At 36.1% G+C, this 16,975-nt stretch carries 22 protein-coding genes; 21 read left to right on the top strand and 1 reads right to left on the bottom strand.

The window, feature by feature from the left end; genetic code table 11:
- Positions 1-5 precede the first annotated feature (5 nt).
- The 11 genes from DS745_RS23030 (at position 6) to DS745_RS25305 (ending at position 5,977) form a co-directional block, all read left to right on the top strand.
- Complete coding sequence (locus DS745_RS23030) at positions 6-383, top strand: hypothetical protein (RefSeq protein ID WP_129080574.1); 378 nt, start codon at positions 6-8, stop codon at positions 381-383.
- Between the two features lie 32 nt (positions 384-415).
- On the top strand, positions 416-751 hold the full coding sequence (locus DS745_RS23025; protein ID WP_129080573.1) for a hypothetical protein: 336 nt from the start codon (positions 416-418) through the stop codon (positions 749-751).
- A 562-nt stretch (positions 752-1,313) separates the two neighbouring features.
- Positions 1,314-1,646, top strand: coding sequence for a hypothetical protein (locus tag DS745_RS23020; RefSeq protein ID WP_153188183.1), 333 nt, complete (start codon positions 1,314-1,316; stop codon positions 1,644-1,646).
- A 487-nt stretch (positions 1,647-2,133) separates the two neighbouring features.
- On the top strand, positions 2,134-2,439 hold the full coding sequence (locus DS745_RS23015; protein WP_196121306.1) for a nucleotidyltransferase family protein: 306 nt from the start codon (positions 2,134-2,136) through the stop codon (positions 2,437-2,439).
- Between the two features lie 16 nt (positions 2,440-2,455).
- Positions 2,456-2,599 (top strand): HepT-like ribonuclease domain-containing protein, encoded by a 144-nt coding sequence (locus DS745_RS25480; protein ID WP_338324568.1) that lies wholly within the window; start codon positions 2,456-2,458, stop codon positions 2,597-2,599.
- Positions 2,600-2,640: 41 nt separating this feature from the next.
- The gene (locus tag DS745_RS25430) at positions 2,641-2,733 is read left to right on the top strand and encodes a HepT-like ribonuclease domain-containing protein (protein ID WP_338324565.1); all 93 of its coding nucleotides are present in this window, start codon (positions 2,641-2,643) and stop codon (positions 2,731-2,733) included.
- Positions 2,734-3,109: 376 nt separating this feature from the next.
- Entirely contained in the window at positions 3,110-3,373 is a 264-nt protein-coding gene (locus tag DS745_RS23005; RefSeq protein ID WP_129080570.1) for a hypothetical protein, read from the top strand.
- Between the two features lie 175 nt (positions 3,374-3,548).
- Positions 3,549-4,100, top strand: coding sequence for a GNAT family N-acetyltransferase (locus DS745_RS23000; RefSeq protein ID WP_129080569.1), 552 nt, complete (start codon positions 3,549-3,551; stop codon positions 4,098-4,100).
- A gap of 231 nt (positions 4,101-4,331) precedes the next feature.
- The gene (locus DS745_RS22995; RefSeq protein ID WP_196121305.1) at positions 4,332-5,039 is read left to right on the top strand and encodes a hypothetical protein; all 708 of its coding nucleotides are present in this window, start codon (positions 4,332-4,334) and stop codon (positions 5,037-5,039) included.
- Positions 5,036-5,770, top strand: a complete 735-nt coding sequence (locus DS745_RS22990; RefSeq protein ID WP_129080568.1) for a hypothetical protein — start codon at positions 5,036-5,038, stop codon at positions 5,768-5,770. Before DS745_RS22995 ends, DS745_RS22990 begins: the two co-directional genes overlap by 4 nt.
- A gap of 99 nt (positions 5,771-5,869) precedes the next feature.
- Positions 5,870-5,977 carry a putative holin-like toxin gene (locus DS745_RS25305; RefSeq protein WP_241657917.1) on the top strand — a complete coding sequence of 36 codons (108 nt, stop codon included), beginning with the start codon at positions 5,870-5,872 and terminating at the stop codon, positions 5,975-5,977.
- Between the two features lie 607 nt (positions 5,978-6,584).
- On the opposite strand, the gene DS745_RS22985 is transcribed toward DS745_RS25305, so the two are convergent.
- Positions 6,585-7,160, bottom strand: a complete 576-nt coding sequence (locus DS745_RS22985) for a hypothetical protein (protein ID WP_129080567.1) — start codon at positions 7,158-7,160, stop codon at positions 6,585-6,587.
- Between the two features lie 245 nt (positions 7,161-7,405).
- On the opposite strand from DS745_RS22985, the gene DS745_RS22980 reads away from it, so the two are divergent.
- The 10 genes from DS745_RS22980 to DS745_RS22935 all read left to right on the top strand — a co-directional run bounded on the left by DS745_RS22980 (position 7,406) and on the right by DS745_RS22935 (position 16,965).
- Positions 7,406-7,969 (top strand): TetR/AcrR family transcriptional regulator, encoded by a 564-nt coding sequence (locus tag DS745_RS22980; RefSeq protein WP_129080566.1) that lies wholly within the window; start codon positions 7,406-7,408, stop codon positions 7,967-7,969.
- A gap of 1 nt (position 7,970) precedes the next feature.
- Positions 7,971-8,930 (top strand): SDR family oxidoreductase, encoded by a 960-nt coding sequence (locus DS745_RS22975; RefSeq protein WP_129080565.1) that lies wholly within the window; start codon positions 7,971-7,973, stop codon positions 8,928-8,930.
- Between the two features lie 91 nt (positions 8,931-9,021).
- Positions 9,022-9,789, top strand: coding sequence for a class I SAM-dependent methyltransferase (locus DS745_RS22970; RefSeq protein ID WP_196121304.1), 768 nt, complete (start codon positions 9,022-9,024; stop codon positions 9,787-9,789).
- A gap of 389 nt (positions 9,790-10,178) precedes the next feature.
- A complete protein-coding gene (locus DS745_RS22965; RefSeq protein WP_129080564.1) occupies positions 10,179-11,000 on the top strand; it encodes a PRD domain-containing protein in 822 nt (273 codons plus the stop codon).
- A gap of 186 nt (positions 11,001-11,186) precedes the next feature.
- On the top strand, positions 11,187-12,557 hold the full coding sequence (locus DS745_RS22960; RefSeq protein WP_129080731.1) for a sucrose-specific PTS transporter subunit IIBC: 1,371 nt from the start codon (positions 11,187-11,189) through the stop codon (positions 12,555-12,557).
- Between the two features lie 120 nt (positions 12,558-12,677).
- Positions 12,678-13,637: an aminoimidazole riboside kinase gene (locus DS745_RS22955; RefSeq protein ID WP_129080563.1), complete on the top strand. Its 960-nt coding sequence runs from the start codon at positions 12,678-12,680 to the stop codon at positions 13,635-13,637.
- Between the two features lies 1 nt (position 13,638).
- Positions 13,639-15,087, top strand: coding sequence for a glycoside hydrolase family 32 protein (locus tag DS745_RS22950; protein ID WP_129080562.1), 1,449 nt, complete (start codon positions 13,639-13,641; stop codon positions 15,085-15,087).
- Between the two features lie 342 nt (positions 15,088-15,429).
- The gene (locus tag DS745_RS22945; RefSeq protein ID WP_129080561.1) at positions 15,430-16,422 is read left to right on the top strand and encodes a zinc-binding dehydrogenase; all 993 of its coding nucleotides are present in this window, start codon (positions 15,430-15,432) and stop codon (positions 16,420-16,422) included.
- A 61-nt stretch (positions 16,423-16,483) separates the two neighbouring features.
- A complete protein-coding gene (locus DS745_RS22940) occupies positions 16,484-16,669 on the top strand; it encodes a hypothetical protein (RefSeq protein WP_129080560.1) in 186 nt (61 codons plus the stop codon).
- A gap of 92 nt (positions 16,670-16,761) precedes the next feature.
- Entirely contained in the window at positions 16,762-16,965 is a 204-nt protein-coding gene (locus DS745_RS22935) for a hypothetical protein (RefSeq protein ID WP_129080559.1), read from the top strand.
- Positions 16,966-16,975 lie beyond the last annotated feature (10 nt).

Genomic DNA, 16,975 nt, shown 5'->3' with positions numbered 1-16,975 from the left:
GAACTGTGGAACTGACTGAATTAGGTTGGGGAATTTTTTTGTATGTAACACTGGCAATATTCGTGGTATGTCTATTTGATTACCCAAAACGAAGAGGAAGAGATTGGTTTGAAAGATACGAAGGTGTGTACGGTACAATGTTATCTATATATACTATCTTTTTCTTTGTCATTGCCGTAGCAACTGCTGCTATGGTGGCTACATTATCTGGGATGTTTATTTCTATGTTTGGGCCATTTAACGGGTTTATTGTTGGAATGATTGTATTCTTTCTATTCATCTCGATTACTGTTAGTCTTGTTGAACATCGCTCAAAAAATGAAATGTTTTTATTAAAATTAAAGGCGAAGTTTCCACATTTCACTGAAAGAGACCAAAGGTAAGGGAAATTTAAAGAATAAAGGTGTTGACTCTCATGAACCCGCTAACATTAGGGATTGTCTTAATTGTTACTGCTACTATCATTGTCTTTAATTATGAAAAGATCCTTGGTTTCTTTTCTAAGTTATCAAAGAAATTGTTGATCATTCATACGCTAATTGTATCTACCGCTATTCTCATAATTAATTATAGAAAAACTGTGGAATTTAGAAACGCTACCCCCTCATGGGAGTATTATCATGATCCGTTTTGGTTTACATTTCTTATTCACTCTCATACGCTAACGAATTTGTTTTTGGGGTTTATTCTTTCAATTCTATTGACAATAGTGTTAATGAAGGTGGATATTTCACTAAAAAAATTATCATAAAAAGCTACTAAACGTTTACCGTTCCAGTTACCTATCGCAAACAAAAAAAATGTAGTGTAATTTGCCTATCAAATTGTTAATTTGGTAGGCACTTTTTATTGATATAAAGGGATTTGTTCTAAATTATCAGTAGTTTTGTAATCTGTTTTATCGATGAATTTGCGTATGTATATCCAGCAGTATACATATGCCCATTAAAGGTGCAAATTCAGGTACAGTTTAACTCAAATATTTTTCCAATTCTCAATTTGAATAATAAAAAACCTCACAAGGACATTGGTATTTTATGTTAAAATATTATAGAGATTAATATTAATTTTGTGAAGAAATGCAATTAAGGTAAAGAGCAGGAATGTTCAACAAGGTACTGCTAAATGGACAAAAATTGAGTAACCCGTAAGTAGAGAAAGGAAGGGAGAAACACCTTGGACAAGATTGAAAGAAAAAATTAAAAGAAACGGATAAAAAAAGAAGACTATTGACAACATTGATGGTGGTTCTAATTATATTAGGTATTATGTTATCTTTCATTAAATTACCCGTCAATGTTGCTGGTTTATTTGTGCCATTTAAGGTAGAGAACATAACGTACATTCCCATAAATGTAGAAAAACAATATGCTAAAGTAAGCAGTTTTAATAGATTAAAAACCGTTTACGAAAGTCAAAATGAATCTATTACAGTATGGGCAACAAGTAAAATTGGTTGGAATAAAGTAGCAGGTTGGGACGAGAGCATAACACTTAGTGACGGTACAACCGCTTACTACAACAGTGTTGATAACGTACAAATGATTAGTTGGAGAAAAAATAAAGTTGAATATGCAATTGACTATAAAGGGACTAAAGCAATGCCTAAAGAAGAATTGATTAAAATGGTTTTATCGTTAAATTAATTTTAAGATGCCTTGTTCAATTAACGGGTGCTTATCTACAGTGTCTACAATAAAACGTTGATGTGGAGCACCTTTTATCTTTATGTACATGTAGTCATAGATAAGCGGTTAAGGACTTGACTTGGAGCCTCTGTGGGCATGATTGGTCCTGAAAGGCTGAAGCAGGTGTTTCAGCAGGCAAACAAGCCTATCATACCCACCCCTCCAAGTAAAGTCCTATCGTCGCATACGTTAGAAACTATAAATACTTACTGTAGATATTGCTTCCACAAAGATAGAAAATCGGCACTTTTACTATCTTTACTTACGTTGAATACGGTGGATTTTCATACTGTAGATAAGAAGGCTTTAGTGAAACAGGCTGTGACAATCGTTGTGGCGCTAACGAAGCACGTTCTGGAACAATAATCATTTATGTAATGCGAATACAGTAAAAAATTTGTGATATAATTAAGAATATTGAATACTGGAAATGGCGGTGATTGTTATGTTATCGCAACAAGAAATTCTTGAGGAGCTTTCGAAAAATTTGAAAGAATGGAAAGATAAATATGGAGTGAAACGTATCGCATTATTTGGCTCATATACTCGTGAAGAGCAAACGGAAACAAGTGATATCGATCTATTAGTCGAATTTAAAGAAAATGCGATGACGTTTGATAACTATATGGATTTAAAATTTGCACTTGAAGATATTTTTCAAAAACAAGTAGATTTGGTTATTTTCGATGATATAAAGCCCGCACTTAAACCAATTATTATTAGGAGTGCTAAGTATGCAGAGGGAGCCTAAAGTCTTTTAAGAAGATATTTACACTGCTGCAGTAAAAATTGAAACATATACAGCTGGACTTTCGTTTGATGATTTTATAGAAAATGATTTAGTTTCTGATGCGGTAATAAAAAACATATTAGTGATCGGAGAGGCAACAAAAAACTTCCTGATCAATTAAGAAAAGATAACCCCCAGATTGAATGGAGAAAGATTGCTGGTATGAGAGATATGATGATTCATGGATATTTCTCTATAAATTATCGTATTTTTGGGGATGTTGTCCAAAACAAAATACCAATATTAAAACAGTAGATTAAAAAGCTTCTCTAAGTCAAAATTAAGCAGGTGAATTAAATATTTTATACCTCTGAATATTAGAGCCGTCAATTTGGCGGCTTTTTGTATATATAGAGATTTGTAACCTGATTAGAGGAAGATCCATATAAGTACTGTGAAGTATTCAACTAACGGTGAGAATTAGTTTAGGAACTGTTGCAACGGCAGTTCCTTTTGTTATTGAACGTGTAGTTTAAATAAATGCGAATTTTGCGAGGTGTATTAGTGAAACGATTGTTTATTAGTAGTACAATTGTCAAACGAATAATCTTCAAGAAGGAGATTGGCTTTTATTTGTTGAAGTAAAAAGAGGATAGTTGAAGGGTTTGCAATTGAGAAGGAGTGGCAGTTGGTGGATAGTAAAAAGAACCATTACTTTTATATTGTCATTGGATATATAGGTGTTTTATTAATTTTGATTGCTGGTCTTAGGTACATTTTAATCATGTCTGATGTCATAGGACGTGGACTCATAACGTTTGGACTTATTTTTATCCTAAGTACTTTAAGATTTATGGAATACAAATTTCTTACAGTAATAGAAAGACGAATTGTTAATTGGTCATTCTATAGTGTGACAGCAATAATTTTTATAATTGGTTTTACTCTCTTATAAATATTATCTTAATTGAATCATTTTCCACTAAACCGGCTAATGAAATCTCGGTCTTTATTGCATTTAAGGAAGCGATAGCACAACTGCTTCTGTTGTATTGAGCAGTAATGTTGAATAGGTTAGGTATTTAGGCTTGTGCTAGTAAAATTCTTTTTCAGAATGGGAAGGTGTTAAAATGAATATTGCAGAGGAAATCATAATTTCTCCATTAAAGGATGAATTAATTGAGGACATTAATAAAACAAATGATTATTTTAAAGTGTTTGGTAAGGTTGTACCTAGTTTTCAATCAGGAAAATGGTCATTTGAAGAGAAGTTATTTGATGAAACTGAAACTAAAGAAATTCGTTTCCCAGATGATAAACTTGATTGGAGCCTTTATATAAACCGTGAAGATAAAGCTCTATTTTTAGCTTATAAGAATAATCATTGCATTGGGCAAATTAGAATAATTAAGGATTGGAATCGCTTCTGTTATATTGAAAATATCGCTACAAAAAAAGAGTTTAGAGGATATGGAATCGGGAAGTTGCTCTTAACTCAAGCGGAAGAGTGGGCAAAACAAAGAAAACTTATCGGAATGTCTCTAGAGGCTCAAGATGATAATCTTGGAGCGTGCAAGTTTTATGTGAAACAAGGATTTATACTAGGTGGAGTTGACACATTGAAGCAGTCATATAATCCAAATATAGAAACCACTTTGTATTGGTATAAGTTATTCACGTAACGCACGTTAATGCAACAAGTAAAATAAGTATATGTAAAATGGCTCGGTTCAATGTGAACAGAGCCATTTTATTTTTGTTTTTAAAGGATCATTATCGTCTACATTTTAATTAATAATTTTGCGATAGGTTACGGATCCGTTAACTAAACGTAGCTCTTTTTTTATGGACACTATTTTTTCTCCCAGTTCACTGGAAATTGTGATAGGATTTGGATAGGGAGGAATTCGTATATGTATCTAACACTAGATTTACCGGTAAACATAATCGAAGTAATGGTCACTTTGTTTTCATGGTGCCTAATAATTTTTCTAGCTTATCGCTATTATCAAAAACAAGAAGAGAAACCAAAAGTATGGAAGGTATGTGTTGCTACTCTTGTTGGATTGTTCGTGTTTTCATTTGACTTCCCTATGTTGGGTACAGTTGTTAAGATACCAATTTTACCTCTAGGGGTCTGGTTGTTGCTTTGGTATGCTTCAGGTAGAGGGTCATGGGATACATACCGACCATTTGCCTGGCTTGGATTTAAAGCAAATTTTATTTTTATTGCAGGTACGATCGCTGCTGTTTTACTGCATCATGCAGTTTACCCAAAAGAGAATTTATCGACGTATCTTGCTCATTATGAGGATGCTGTGATTATTCAATTACATCCTTCTGCAAAGGAAGTGGAACTTAACTTAGATTTTTCCGGCTTTCGAGAAGAGCCAGTTGTTAGTGTTGAGTGGTATCAACAACATATATTTGATGATGAACCTCATGAAAGAGAAGAACAATTCCCTTATCAATTAGCGGGTACACAGCCTAAATGGGGGAGTGGATTGCCTACGATGATTTATGTGGAGAAAGATGGAAAAGGTATACTAGTAGACTCCTCGGAAAAACAACGATATTTTCGGAGCGATCAGTCAATTTTGAAGGGTGGCAATGAAGAATGAAAAAGAAGAAAATAATTGGAATTGCTATCTTTCTAGTTTTGGCAGGGAGTCTTTATTTCTATTTTTTCTCTAAACCAATAGTGTTTATTTCAGAAGAGGAATTAATAAAAGCCGTTAATAATTATTATCATGATGGTCCTGAAAGAATTGAAATCCAAGATGTTATTTTTTTAGGTGATACGCATGTATTCGTACCATTTACCTCTAATGGTCGGTATGGTACTAGTTATTGGGTTTGGAAAAAGAGAAGTTGGAAGCTTGGTGAAATTAGTACGATTCAAACACCAATGATTTGGAAGGTGGACCCTAAGGATCCATCCACCTATGTTTTCGTTTGGAATATAAATCCTGATAATGATATGACCCAATTGGATTTTTATTTAGAAAACCGCAGAAACTACCGCGTTAGTAACGAGGTCCACCGATATACACCAAGAGTTCAACTAGATTATAGAGTGAAATTTGCAGAAGACGGATATTCATACGGTGTGAAAAATTTACCAAGTGATTGGATTACATTTCTTAATTCATATAACGAGGTAGAAAACTCAAAGCAGCAGGAATCTTCCATGTTTAGCTTTTTTCCACAGAACAGTGTTAATTTTGCCTGGAGGCCGCTTGATGAGAATGGTGAACTGAGTTTTCCGACATTTGTGAGTGGCACAGGGAGTGGCTCTGGACAAATACACTTGTACTATCTGTCTAATATTCACGATTATGATTTAGAGTAATAATATGGTAGATTATAGAACGTATGATTGGTATAATTTTAAACAGCAACTACATATAGCAGGGTGGCGGCTGAACCCCTAAGGAAGGGGGTGAAGCTTGTGACGACATTTGAAGCATTTAGTCTTTTAGCTCAATTTGGCTTATTACTAATAGCAGCTTTTACATTTATCATTACCATTGTCGTCTATCTAAACAAAAAGAAATAGCCACCCTGACCGACCAGTAGGGGGCTATTTCTGCAATCCTATCACGGTTAGCCGCTAATCTGCGGCATGTTGTTGCTAAGACCGGGTGTTAGCGCACTCGGTCATTTTTATTCTAGGAAGTTATTATCTACATTATACATAAAGAACGTTGCTTTTCCAATAGAAATGACATAGAAGTTAGGAATGGTGCTATTAAATGGATATTTGTTTTTGTTCACAGGTAAGTACCGATAGAGTAATGATATATGATGGAAAAGAAGTTTTATTATTAGGAGGAATGTTTCTGTGTGGTTAATACTATTGCTTAGTTTTGTTATATATGTTGTTTACAGTCTGATTGTAATAAGGTCAGAGTTGAAGTCTATCAAAGAGCACTTGAATATACGAGATACACTTAAATTTACAGAAGAGGAGATTGAAAAGCAAAAGGGTAACGAGTTTTTTGAAGAGTTAAACAAGTAGTGGGATATTCTATGATGAGGAAACTTATTAGTTAGAAAGTAGAAAGCCAGAAACGGAAATGATGAAAAAAATGAAGAAGATGTCTATGATCAGTTTTTGACCTAATTAATATTCTTTAATTAGAACTACTTATTTTTAAAGTTATCTAATAATCGGACCTTCTTTCCAAGCTAAAAAGTCTCTTATCGATTTCAGTTACTTTGTTATTAAGGTAGTCAAATTCAAAGTCTGTTATCTTTTTTGTAGCTGTTAACATTTCAATTACATCCTCAGTTTGGGAAGCTTCAATTCTGTTAACAGTTTCCTTAACTTCATGAAGGTCAGTTTGTAAACCTTGCACATCGGTTTTTAGACCTTGCACATCAGTTTGTAAAGTTTGTACATCGGTTTTTAGTCCTTGTACATCAGTTTGTAAAGTTTGGACATCGGTTTTTAGACCTTGCACATCAGTTTGTAAAGTTTGGACATCGGTTTTTAGACCTTGCACATCAGTTTGTAAAGTTTGGACATCGGTTTTTAGACCTTGCACATCAGTTTGTAAAGTTTGCACATCGGTTTTTAGACCTTGCACATCAGTTTGTAAACCTTGCACATCGGTTTTTAGACCTTGTACATCAGTTTGCAAGGCTTGTACATCGGTTTTTAAACCTTGTATATCCGTTTTTACAACTTTCATATCCTGTTGTAAGTCTAATAAGATTTCAAGTATCTTTTGTTCCATTTCTCTCACCTCCTTTGTGTCATATTATAAGATATTTTAGCGGTTATTACTATACGAACAGCTTCCAATTCCCTATGTAAAAAGTAAATATTAATAGATAGTGGCCAGTTTCAATGAGTTAATCATCATTGAAACTGTTTTTTTGTCATTTAATGTTCTTATTTTTGGATATTCAGCCATTTACAAAATATGTTATAAATCATATGATATATAACAAGTGATATACAAAAGGAGAAAGTAAGTTCATGCCACCAAAAAAGAAATTTACCAGAGAACAAATTATTGATGCAGCTTTTGAAATAGCTAAGAAGGAAGGGCTAGGAAGTATAACAATTAGAAAGATAGCGAATGCGTTGGGCAGTTCGATTGCTCCTATTTATGTTAATTTCAACGATGTTGATGAACTACTTGAAGGTGTCATGTTGAAAATTCACGAGCTAACTCAAAATATTCTACTTGAACAAAATACTGGGTATCCATTTTTAGATATTGGGATTGCTAGTTTGAAATTTGCCAAGGAATACGATGTTTTGTTCAAAGACTTAGTGTTTCAAAAGAATGATCAATTTGATGTAGATATGGAGGAACAGCTAGTTGAACTCATGAAGACTGATCCCGATTTAAAAGGTTTTTCGACTGATGAGCTCAAGGATATTTTATTAAAATTGAAAATCTTTCAAACTGGTTTATCTTTAATGGTTGCTAACGGTTTATTATCAAATAAAACCGATGAACAATTGATTGAAATGCTAATGAGTATGGGGAACGATGTTATTGTAGCCAAAAGACAATCAAAGGGAGTGGAATAGTATGCAAGAGCGTGTTGTGATCATAACAGGAGCTAATTCAGGAATTGGGAAAGCTAGTGCATTTAGATTTGCAGAAGAAGGCTATACCGTCATTATGGCCTGCCGAAACGTCAAAGTTAGTCGTCCAGTTCAGCAGGAAATTGTTGAGAGTACGAATAATGCCAGAGTTGAATTGCTAGAGCTTGATGTTTCTTGCCTTTCTTCGATTCAATCATTCTGCGAAGAGTTTCAATCACGCTTTGAAAAACTAGACATTCTCATTCATAATGCTGCTTATTTTAATCACGGGGCAAGTTACCAAGTAAGTGTTGACGGCGTTGAGTTAACGTTTGCAACAAATGTGGTTGGCCCTTACTATTTGACACATCTGTTACTTGATCATCTAAAAAAGTCGGATGACCCGAGAATCCTCCATGCAGGCAGTAACATTATTAAACACTTCTTTGATCCGAAAAAATCGATTGATTTCTCTAATTTGCAAGGCGAAAATAATGATCCAAAGTTCTCAGTCTATAAAATGTATTGTCAATCAAAAATGGCACTAATGATGCTTACCTTCAAACAAGCGGAAGAATTTAAAAACGCTGGAATTAAGGTGAATGCTCTCCAAATTAACGGAGCAAAAATGTCAAAGGAAACGCTAATGAAGGTGACACCAGGTTATCGAGTAGTTGCGAGATTACAAAATCTCTTCTTTCGCCCAACAACGTATATGGCCGACAAATACTATGAGATTTGCACGTCAGAACGGTTTCGTGATGTAACAGGCAAATTATTTAATGACGAGCTTGAATTGATGGAACCTGCATCTGAAACACCCAAGGGTATTTTGCAAGATGTTAAACAACTGGTAGGTAAAAGCTTATATCCTGCATATGCGAAAAATGATACTGTGATTAATCAGGTCTATGAATTATGTCGTGAACTAACTGTGATGAAAGGGGATGTCAGAATAGGCTAGAATGTGATGCTTTACTTTCTAAACGGAAGTAAAGCATTTTTCTCCCTATCAAAAGGGGAATAATGGTAATATTGTTATTGGAGGAGATAAAATGTTGACTAACACTGAAGAATATGATGACCCAATTTTATACGATAAAGAAAACGAAGCGTATTTGCCAGAACTACCTCTCTTAGTAAAATGGGCAGAGAAGTCAAATGGAACGATCATAGACATAGCCTGTGGTACTGGTAGAGTGACGATACCGCTAGCGAAAAGAGGGTACAACCTTATTGGAATAGATGTACATAAGGGAATGCTAGACGAAGCGAAAAAGAAATCAGCAGCTCTCGATCTCTCTATAGAATGGAAAGAACAAGACTGTACAAACTTCCATTTAGAGATGAAAAGTAAGTTTATTTTTTCGGTTGGAAATTCCTTTCAACACTTTTTAACAAATGAAGCCCAAGATGGTTTACTTTCATCAGTGAACAAGCACTTAGAAATGGATGGCGTATTTATATTCGGAACTAGATTTCCAAGTGCTGATGAGTTACTCCAGCCGAGTACTGAAGAGTATTGGAGAACGTATACTGATCAAGATACCGGAGATATAGTAGATGTTTATACGATCAGTAACTATGATTCTCTAAACCAAATTCAACACTATACGACGATCAGAAAGTATAAAAACACAGACAGGCAAATTGTTAATGAAAAGAGGACAAACATTAGTTTGCGCTATGTTTATCCGAAAGAAATAGAACGAATGTTGAAAATGCACGGATTTGAAATCGTTAATAAATATCGTGATTGGGATGAAAATCCTTTGACGAACGATAGTTACCAAATGATTTATGTATGTAGGAAGGTTGGATAGTATTAAGAGGGGTGTAGATGGTTGGACGTTATTTTTGTGATATCATTTAAGCTAGTGTGGTTAGCATTGTTCTATGGCATTTTACATTTGTTTCACAAAGCGTTATTTCAAAAAGGGTTTTATATCGCGCAACTATTGTTTTTATCTTACTTTCTTTATTCACAAAGTAAAATGATAGACAGATTTACTATCCTATCTATAAATGAAATGGTAGTAATTTGGTTTACAGCTTCAGCTATGTTTTTGTATTCCGTGTTTGAAAAGCAGAAATCCTAAATTACCATTAAGCGAAGGTTGATCACGTATGATCTTGTTCATTTGCCTTAAGTTAGGTTATCATGGTTAAATGCAATAAGGAAAATTAATAGAAGTAAAGGTGAAATTCCACTATGCGTATAGATCGTATTTTAAATAATAACGCGGTTGTGATCCTAGATGGTTCGAAAGAAAAAATTGTAATGGGGAGCGGAATCGCGTTTCAAAAACGGAAGAACGACATTATTCCAAAACATAAAGTTGAAAAGGTATTTATTCTATCTGGACAATCTTCTGAAAAATTTCAACAGTTGCTTGCTACGTTACCGGAAAAACATATTGAATTAGCAGAAAAGGTGATTGATTATGCAGAAGGCTATTTACAAGAGCCTTTACATGATCACATCCATATCGCTCTTACGGATCATTTATCATTTGCTCTAGAGAGAGTTGAACAGGGATTTACGATCCAAAATAAACTTACGAATGAAATAAAATTATTATATAAAAAAGAGTTTGAAATCGGCCAATGGGCAAAAAGTGAAATTAAGAACGAACTGGGTCTTGATATTCCTGACGATGAAGTCGCTCATATTGCGCTCCATATTCATACGGCAAAAATTGGTGGCAAATCAATGGGGGAAACGATACAAAAGGCAGAGGTTTTAAGTGATTTCGTTAGTAAGGTCGAAGAAAAGCTAAACACAAAAATAGATGAAGCTAGTATCGCATATCAGCGATTAGTTACACATGTGCGTTTTGCTCTTGCTAGAGTCGAAGAGGCTATTCCGTTTGAACCAATTGATCCAGACATGGCGAAGTTTATTCAGGAAAAGTATGGGACGGCTTATCAATACTCAGAGGAAATTCTAGAATTTATAAAGAATGAGTATGGATTAGAGTTTCCGCCTTCTGAAATTGCTTATATTACCCTTCACTTGCAAAGGTTGTTATAATCTTTTTTATTGACGGAAACGTTTTCTTTATGTAGAATGACAATTGTAAATGAATATTGTGGGATTGTTACTGATTAAGCAGGCAAGACCTAAAATGTGTAAAAGAGCACAGGGAGGATTCTATTCCTTTGTGGACTTTTGTATATTTTAGGTCTTTTTTTGATTGTAAAAAAGGAGGAAAATATGATGAAACACCAAGAAATAGCTGAAAAACTTATTACCCTACTAGGTGGAAAGGAAAATGTGATTAGTGCAGCACACTGTGCAACAAGGCTTCGTCTCGTAATTGACGATGAAAGCAAAATTGACAAAGAAGCAATTGAAGAATTAGATGAGGTAAAAGGTGCGTTTTCAACATCAGGACAGTTTCAGATTATTTTTGGAACAGGTACTGTAAACAAAGTATTTACCCATTTTGCTCCATTAGCTGGAGTCGTTTCTGAAACAGAAGAAGAGGCTGGAAAGAAGATTTCTCACAATGAAGCAGCAAAAAAGAAATTAAATCCATTTGCCCGGTTTGCTAGAACACTTTCTAATATTTTTGTACCAATTATCCCAGCGATTGTAGCAGCAGGTATGTTGATGGGTCTGCTTGGCTTAATGCGTACCTACAACTGGGTTGATCCTGAAAGTGGATTGTTTATTATGTTAGATATGTTCTCTTCAGCGGCTTTTATTATCTTGCCAATTTTAATCGGATTTAGTGCCGCAAAAGAATTTGGTGGTACACCATATTTAGGTGCAGTTATCGGGGGAATTATGACTCACCCGGCATTACTAAATCCGTGGGGTCTTGCCAATGCGGAACCTGCTACCCTAGACTTCCTGGGCTTTGGTGTAGAAATGCTTGGTTACCAAGGGACGGTTATTCCAGTTTTATTAACGGTTTATATGATGTCGCTCATTGAAAAGGCATTACGCAAGGTTGTCCCTAATATGGTAGATTTGCTCGTTACGCCATTTTTAACTGTGATTTTTACAGGTTTCATTGCGATGTTAGTTGTTGGTCCACTAGGAAGGGCCTTAGGTAATGGATTAACTACTACATTAGATTTTCTTTATCATACAGTAGGACCATTTGCTGGTTTAATCTTTGGCGGATTATATTCGACGATTGTATTAACTGGGGTACACCATAGCTTCCATGCAATTGAAGCAGAATTGCTAATTGCTGTCGGAGGTAACTTCTTACTACCGATTTGGGCGATGGCAAACGTAGCGCAAGGTGGAGCTACTTTAGCTGTATTTTTCAAAACGAGAAACAAGAAGATGAAGGGAATTGCCCTTCCTGCTGCTGTATCAGCATTTTTGGGTATTACAGAACCGGCAATCTTCGGAGTAAACTTAAGGTATCGACGTCCATTTATCGCTGCAGCTATCGGTGGTGGGTTAGGTGGCTTTTACGTTGTATTTACTCAAGTGATGGCAAACGGTATTGGTCTAACTGGTATTCCGATGTTTGCGATTGCCCAAGACCCCCTTAACTATGGTATTGGTTTCCTTATTGCCGTGGTAACTGCCTTTGTTGGAGCGTGGGTTTTAGGATGGAAGGAATAATTAAAAAGTAGGAAAGCTGTGCAACGGGAAACGTTCCCTGTTGAACATACTATAGAGGAAAAACTCCTTACTGGTAGTAATCAGTAGGGAGTATTTGTATAAGTATAAGGAGTGTAACGAATGAAAAAAGGTATTCTAGCTCTTGGAGAAGCGTTAATTGACTTTATTCCGTTGGATGACGACAATATAACTTATCAAAAAAGTCCTGGTGGCGCACCTGCAAATGTTGCCGTAGGTGTTGCTCTTCTAGGAGCAAAATCAACGTTTTTAGGTAAAGTTGGAGATGATGTGTTAGGGAAATTTTTAAAAGAGACCCTTCAGGGTTATGGTGTGCGTACAAACCAAATGTTACTGACGAAAGACGTTCGTACTGGTGTTGTCTTTGTTACCAATGGGGAAGATGGTGAACGTAGTTTTGACTTCTATATTAACCCAAGCGCAGACCGATTTCTTCAGTCGGAGGAAATCGATGATCAAGACTTTCAAAGCCATAAAATCTTGCACTTTGGTTCGATATCCATGATTGATAGTCCCTCTAAGGAGGCAACTCATCATGCAGTAAAGCTAGCAAAACAACATGGAATGCTTGTATCCTATGATCCAAACCTTCGTTTAGGACTTTGGGATTCGGAGGAACAAGCGAGAGAAACAATCATCAGTATGCTAGGAGAAGCTGATCTGTTAAAGCTTTCTGAAGTAGAATTGGAGTTTCTTACAGGTGAGAAGGATATAGAAAAAGGAACGAAGATGCTAGAAAAGTACGAAATTCCTTTAATTCTCATTACCCTTGGTGGAGAAGGTAGTTACGTCTTTACATCTGAAGGCTCCGGACATGTTCCAGTAATGAAAGTAAAGGCAATTGATACTACCGGCGCTGGTGATGCCTTTGTTTCAGGAATGCTTTATTCTTTAAATGAGTATAACGGTGATATTAAAAACCTATCTTTGAACGAAGCAATGGAAATGGCAAAATTCGCTTCAGTATCTGGAGCTTTGGCTGCATCTACCAAGGGAGCGATGACGGCTCTGCCAACAATTGAAGAAGTCAGAAAATACCTGAAAAATTTAGGAGTGTCTTAGAATGACCAATACAGATAGTCATTTGCGGATCAAAGCTTATGAAGAAGTGGAAAAGCATAAGGAAATTGTAAATCAGGATCCCTATCGACTTCACTATCACATTATGCCTCCTGTCGGTTTGTTGAATGATCCGAACGGTTTTATTCACTATAAGGGAAAATATCATCTTTTTTATCAGTGGATGCCATTTAAAACCGGGCACGGAGCAAAGTTTTGGGGACATGTGTCAACGGAAGATTTTGTTCATTGGACAGAGGAGGAGATTGCTCTAACGCCTTCTGAATGGTATGAAAAAAACGGTTGTTATTCCGGTAGTGCAATTGAGCATAACGGAAAAATGTATGTCTTTTACACAGGGAACGTGAAGGACGAAAAGGGTAATCGTGAGACATACCAATGCCTAGCTGTGTCCGAAGATGGTGTTTACTTTGAGAAATTGGGTCCTGTTGTTACGCTTCCACAAGAGTACACCCCTCATTTTCGCGATCCAAAGGTTTGGGAGCAGGATGATACATTTTATATGGTAGTAGGAGCTCAAACCCTCGAAAAAAAAGGGGCTGTCGCTCTTTTATCATCGAAAAACCTTACAGATTGGAAATACGAAGGTGATCTAGCTGGCGGAGGGAAAGGTAGCTTAAGTGACTTTGGTTATATGTTCGAATGTCCTGATTTCTTCCCTTTAGGTGAGAAAGATATCCTGATTATCTCACCCCAGGGTCTTTGTGCTGATGGTATGAAATACAGAAATGTCTATCAGTCTGGTTACGTGATTGGCAAATTTGATCGAAAGAATAAAACGTATGAACATGGTCAATTTGAGGAGTTAGACAGAGGGTTTGACTTTTATGCACCTCAAACAACCGAGGATGATCAAGGCAGAAGACTATTATTTGCCTGGATGAGTGTACCAGATCAAAATGAACAGGACCACCCAACAGTAGATTACCGGTGGCTGCATAATATGACAATTCCAAGGGAGTTAATGCTAGTAGGAGAAAAACTCTATCAAGTTCCTGTTAAGGAGTTGGAAGAACTTCGTAATGGAGGTTACTACTCTCAAGAGATGACATTAAATAATGAGATAACGGAAATTGAAGGTATAAACGGAAAAGCGATTGAATTAAAGATGAAAGATATTCTCTTACAACAAGGTTGGTTCGAGATGTCTATCCATGGGGCAGCAAGAATGGTTTTTTCGAACGGGGTATTTACACTCGAACGGAAAAGCTATGTGGATGGGACTGTAGAAAACCGTCAATGTCTCTTGGACCGATTACATTCATTGCACATCTATATTGACACGTCGTCGATTGAAATTTTTATTAATGAAGGTGAAGAAGTCTTTACTACTAGGTTTTATCCTTCAAAGTCTGAGCCATCAATTACATTCGGTGCATCAAAGACATGTTCGTTTACGATTGAGAAATGGGATCTTAAAAAAGTATTTTAGACCTAAATTTGAATGAATTTAATATGCTCTCTTTTAGGTAGGAAGAACAAATTCGACTACCTAAAGGGGAGTATTTTTCTTTGTAGAAGGTTTTTTTCGTATACATTGTGGCTTTTCTGAATATAGAAAGAAACAACCAACCCACAATTTAAGCACCCTTGAGCTTGAGAATAACTAGTAATGATCGCTATGAGATTTATCCTCCCTCTAATAGGGAATTAAAAGCAAAAAGGCGAATATATAGAAGATAATGATTTTTAGAAAGACATATAATCAGCAGTACAACTAGTACAATTGAAATTCTGAACTAGAAAATCTACTTAGAATTTGGAGTGATACAGTATGAAGGCAGTTGTTCATGTAGGCAAATTAGGTTTTGACGGACTAACTTATCGTGATATGGAAATGCCGCAGCCAAAAGCAGGCGAGGTAAGGATAAAACTTAAGACTACAGGACTTAATCACCGTGATTTGTTTGTTCTTAATCGACACACCCCAACGGAACCACCATTAATTATAGGATCAGATGGCGCTGGAATCATTGACTCCATAGGTGAAGGAGTGTCAAATGTTCAAGTCGGGGATGAAGTGATGATTAATCCAGGTCTTGGATGGAAGGAAACAAGTGACGCACCGCCACCAGGATTTGAAATTGTTGGACATCCTTTTCATGGGACATTTGCGGAGTACGTAGTTATACCGGCTGAAAATGTCATAGAGAAACCACAGTATTTAACCTGGGAGGAAGCGGGTGTATTGTCACTTGCAGCTCTTACTGCTTATCGTGTATTGTTTACGAGGGGGCGTATCCAACCTAATATGAAGGTTCTTATACCGGGAATTGGCAGTGGTGTTGCGACGTTTTTACTACAATTTGCCAAAGCAGTCGGGGCAACCGTAATTGTAACTTCTAGGTCTCAAGACAAATGTGCAAAAGCTCTTGAATTAGGTGCTGACAAGGCTATTGACAGTAACGAAGATTGGAATCAGGCACTTTGCGGTGAAAAGATGGATCTCGTGATAGAATGTGTTGGTGCAGCAACGTTCAACAAGTCTCTCGATCAGCTGCGAACTGGAGGGACTATTGTAACTTTTGGTGCGTCTGCCGGGGATGTAATGCAACTAAACCTTCGTCAATTCTTCTATGGACAGTTTAATTTGCTTGGATCAACAATGGGAAGTGCAGAAGAATACAAAGAGATGATCAAGTTTATTGAAACACATAACATTAAGCCGGTGATTGACTCCATGTATACATTAGATCAATTCTCTCAAGCGTTCCATCGTATGGAAACGGCGACTCAGTTGGGGAAAATAGGATTTACTATTAGTTAAGAATAGTATCGGCCCACGTTAATAATATATACTTTTTACTAGATTGATATTGGGGGATAAAATGGGAAATAACTTTCGAACAATCATGATGCTTCTATTCCATTTCGTTATTTTTTTCTTTGGACTGTTTAGAATACTAACAGAAGCCTTAGCTTCTACGCCATTATTTGTGGCATACATTTTTGCGATAACAGGGTTAATTGGTATTGTAGCAAACGGCTTGATCCTTTATAAATCGAAAACGTAAATTCCTTGGGCGATTCAGAAATGAGTCGCCTTTACTTGTTCATAGCATCTTTACTATAATAGTTAGATGAGTATATAGAAAAGAGGGTTTACATGAAGGAGTTTTTAATTCGAGTTGTATCAGGGTTTTTACTATTATTCTTCCTACTTTACATAGGGCCAATGATGAATATTGGTTGGCTCCAAGCTGACAGCCCGTCTCGTATGTTAGTTGTACCAATTGCATTAGTCGGAGGGTGGGGAACTCTGCTTCTTTACAAGAAATTTGTCAAAAAACCTGGAGAAGGTAAACTTTAAGAGGAGTTGC

This window comes from Anaerobacillus alkaliphilus, assembly GCF_004116265.1.
Lineage (GTDB): Bacteria > Bacillota > Bacilli > Bacillales > Anaerobacillaceae > Anaerobacillus > Anaerobacillus alkaliphilus.
The sequence above is the reverse complement of the archived record's forward strand: the minus strand, read 5'-3'. Positions and strand labels throughout refer to the sequence as shown.

Coding starts and splice junctions, on each gene's coding strand:
- DS745_RS23025 (WP_129080573.1), top strand. CDS start 416: ATGAACCCGCTAACATTAGGGATTGTCTTAATTGTTACTGCTACTATC.
- DS745_RS23015 (WP_196121306.1), top strand. CDS start 2,134: ATGTTATCGCAACAAGAAATTCTTGAGGAGCTTTCGAAAAATTTGAAA.
- DS745_RS25430 (WP_338324565.1), top strand. CDS start 2,641: ATGAGAGATATGATGATTCATGGATATTTCTCTATAAATTATCGTATT.
- DS745_RS23000 (WP_129080569.1), top strand. CDS start 3,549: ATGAATATTGCAGAGGAAATCATAATTTCTCCATTAAAGGATGAATTA.
- DS745_RS22995 (WP_196121305.1), top strand. CDS start 4,332: ATGTATCTAACACTAGATTTACCGGTAAACATAATCGAAGTAATGGTC.
- DS745_RS22990 (WP_129080568.1), top strand. CDS start 5,036: ATGAAAAAGAAGAAAATAATTGGAATTGCTATCTTTCTAGTTTTGGCA.
- DS745_RS22985 (WP_129080567.1), bottom strand. CDS start 7,160: ATGGAACAAAAGATACTTGAAATCTTATTAGACTTACAACAGGATATG.
- DS745_RS22980 (WP_129080566.1), top strand. CDS start 7,406: ATGCCACCAAAAAAGAAATTTACCAGAGAACAAATTATTGATGCAGCT.
- DS745_RS22975 (WP_129080565.1), top strand. CDS start 7,971: ATGCAAGAGCGTGTTGTGATCATAACAGGAGCTAATTCAGGAATTGGG.
- DS745_RS22970 (WP_196121304.1), top strand. CDS start 9,022: ATGTTGACTAACACTGAAGAATATGATGACCCAATTTTATACGATAAA.
- DS745_RS22965 (WP_129080564.1), top strand. CDS start 10,179: ATGCGTATAGATCGTATTTTAAATAATAACGCGGTTGTGATCCTAGAT.
- DS745_RS22960 (WP_129080731.1), top strand. CDS start 11,187: ATGAAACACCAAGAAATAGCTGAAAAACTTATTACCCTACTAGGTGGA.
- DS745_RS22955 (WP_129080563.1), top strand. CDS start 12,678: ATGAAAAAAGGTATTCTAGCTCTTGGAGAAGCGTTAATTGACTTTATT.
- DS745_RS22950 (WP_129080562.1), top strand. CDS start 13,639: ATGACCAATACAGATAGTCATTTGCGGATCAAAGCTTATGAAGAAGTG.
- DS745_RS22945 (WP_129080561.1), top strand. CDS start 15,430: ATGAAGGCAGTTGTTCATGTAGGCAAATTAGGTTTTGACGGACTAACT.
- DS745_RS22940 (WP_129080560.1), top strand. CDS start 16,484: ATGGGAAATAACTTTCGAACAATCATGATGCTTCTATTCCATTTCGTT.
- DS745_RS22935 (WP_129080559.1), top strand. CDS start 16,762: ATGAAGGAGTTTTTAATTCGAGTTGTATCAGGGTTTTTACTATTATTC.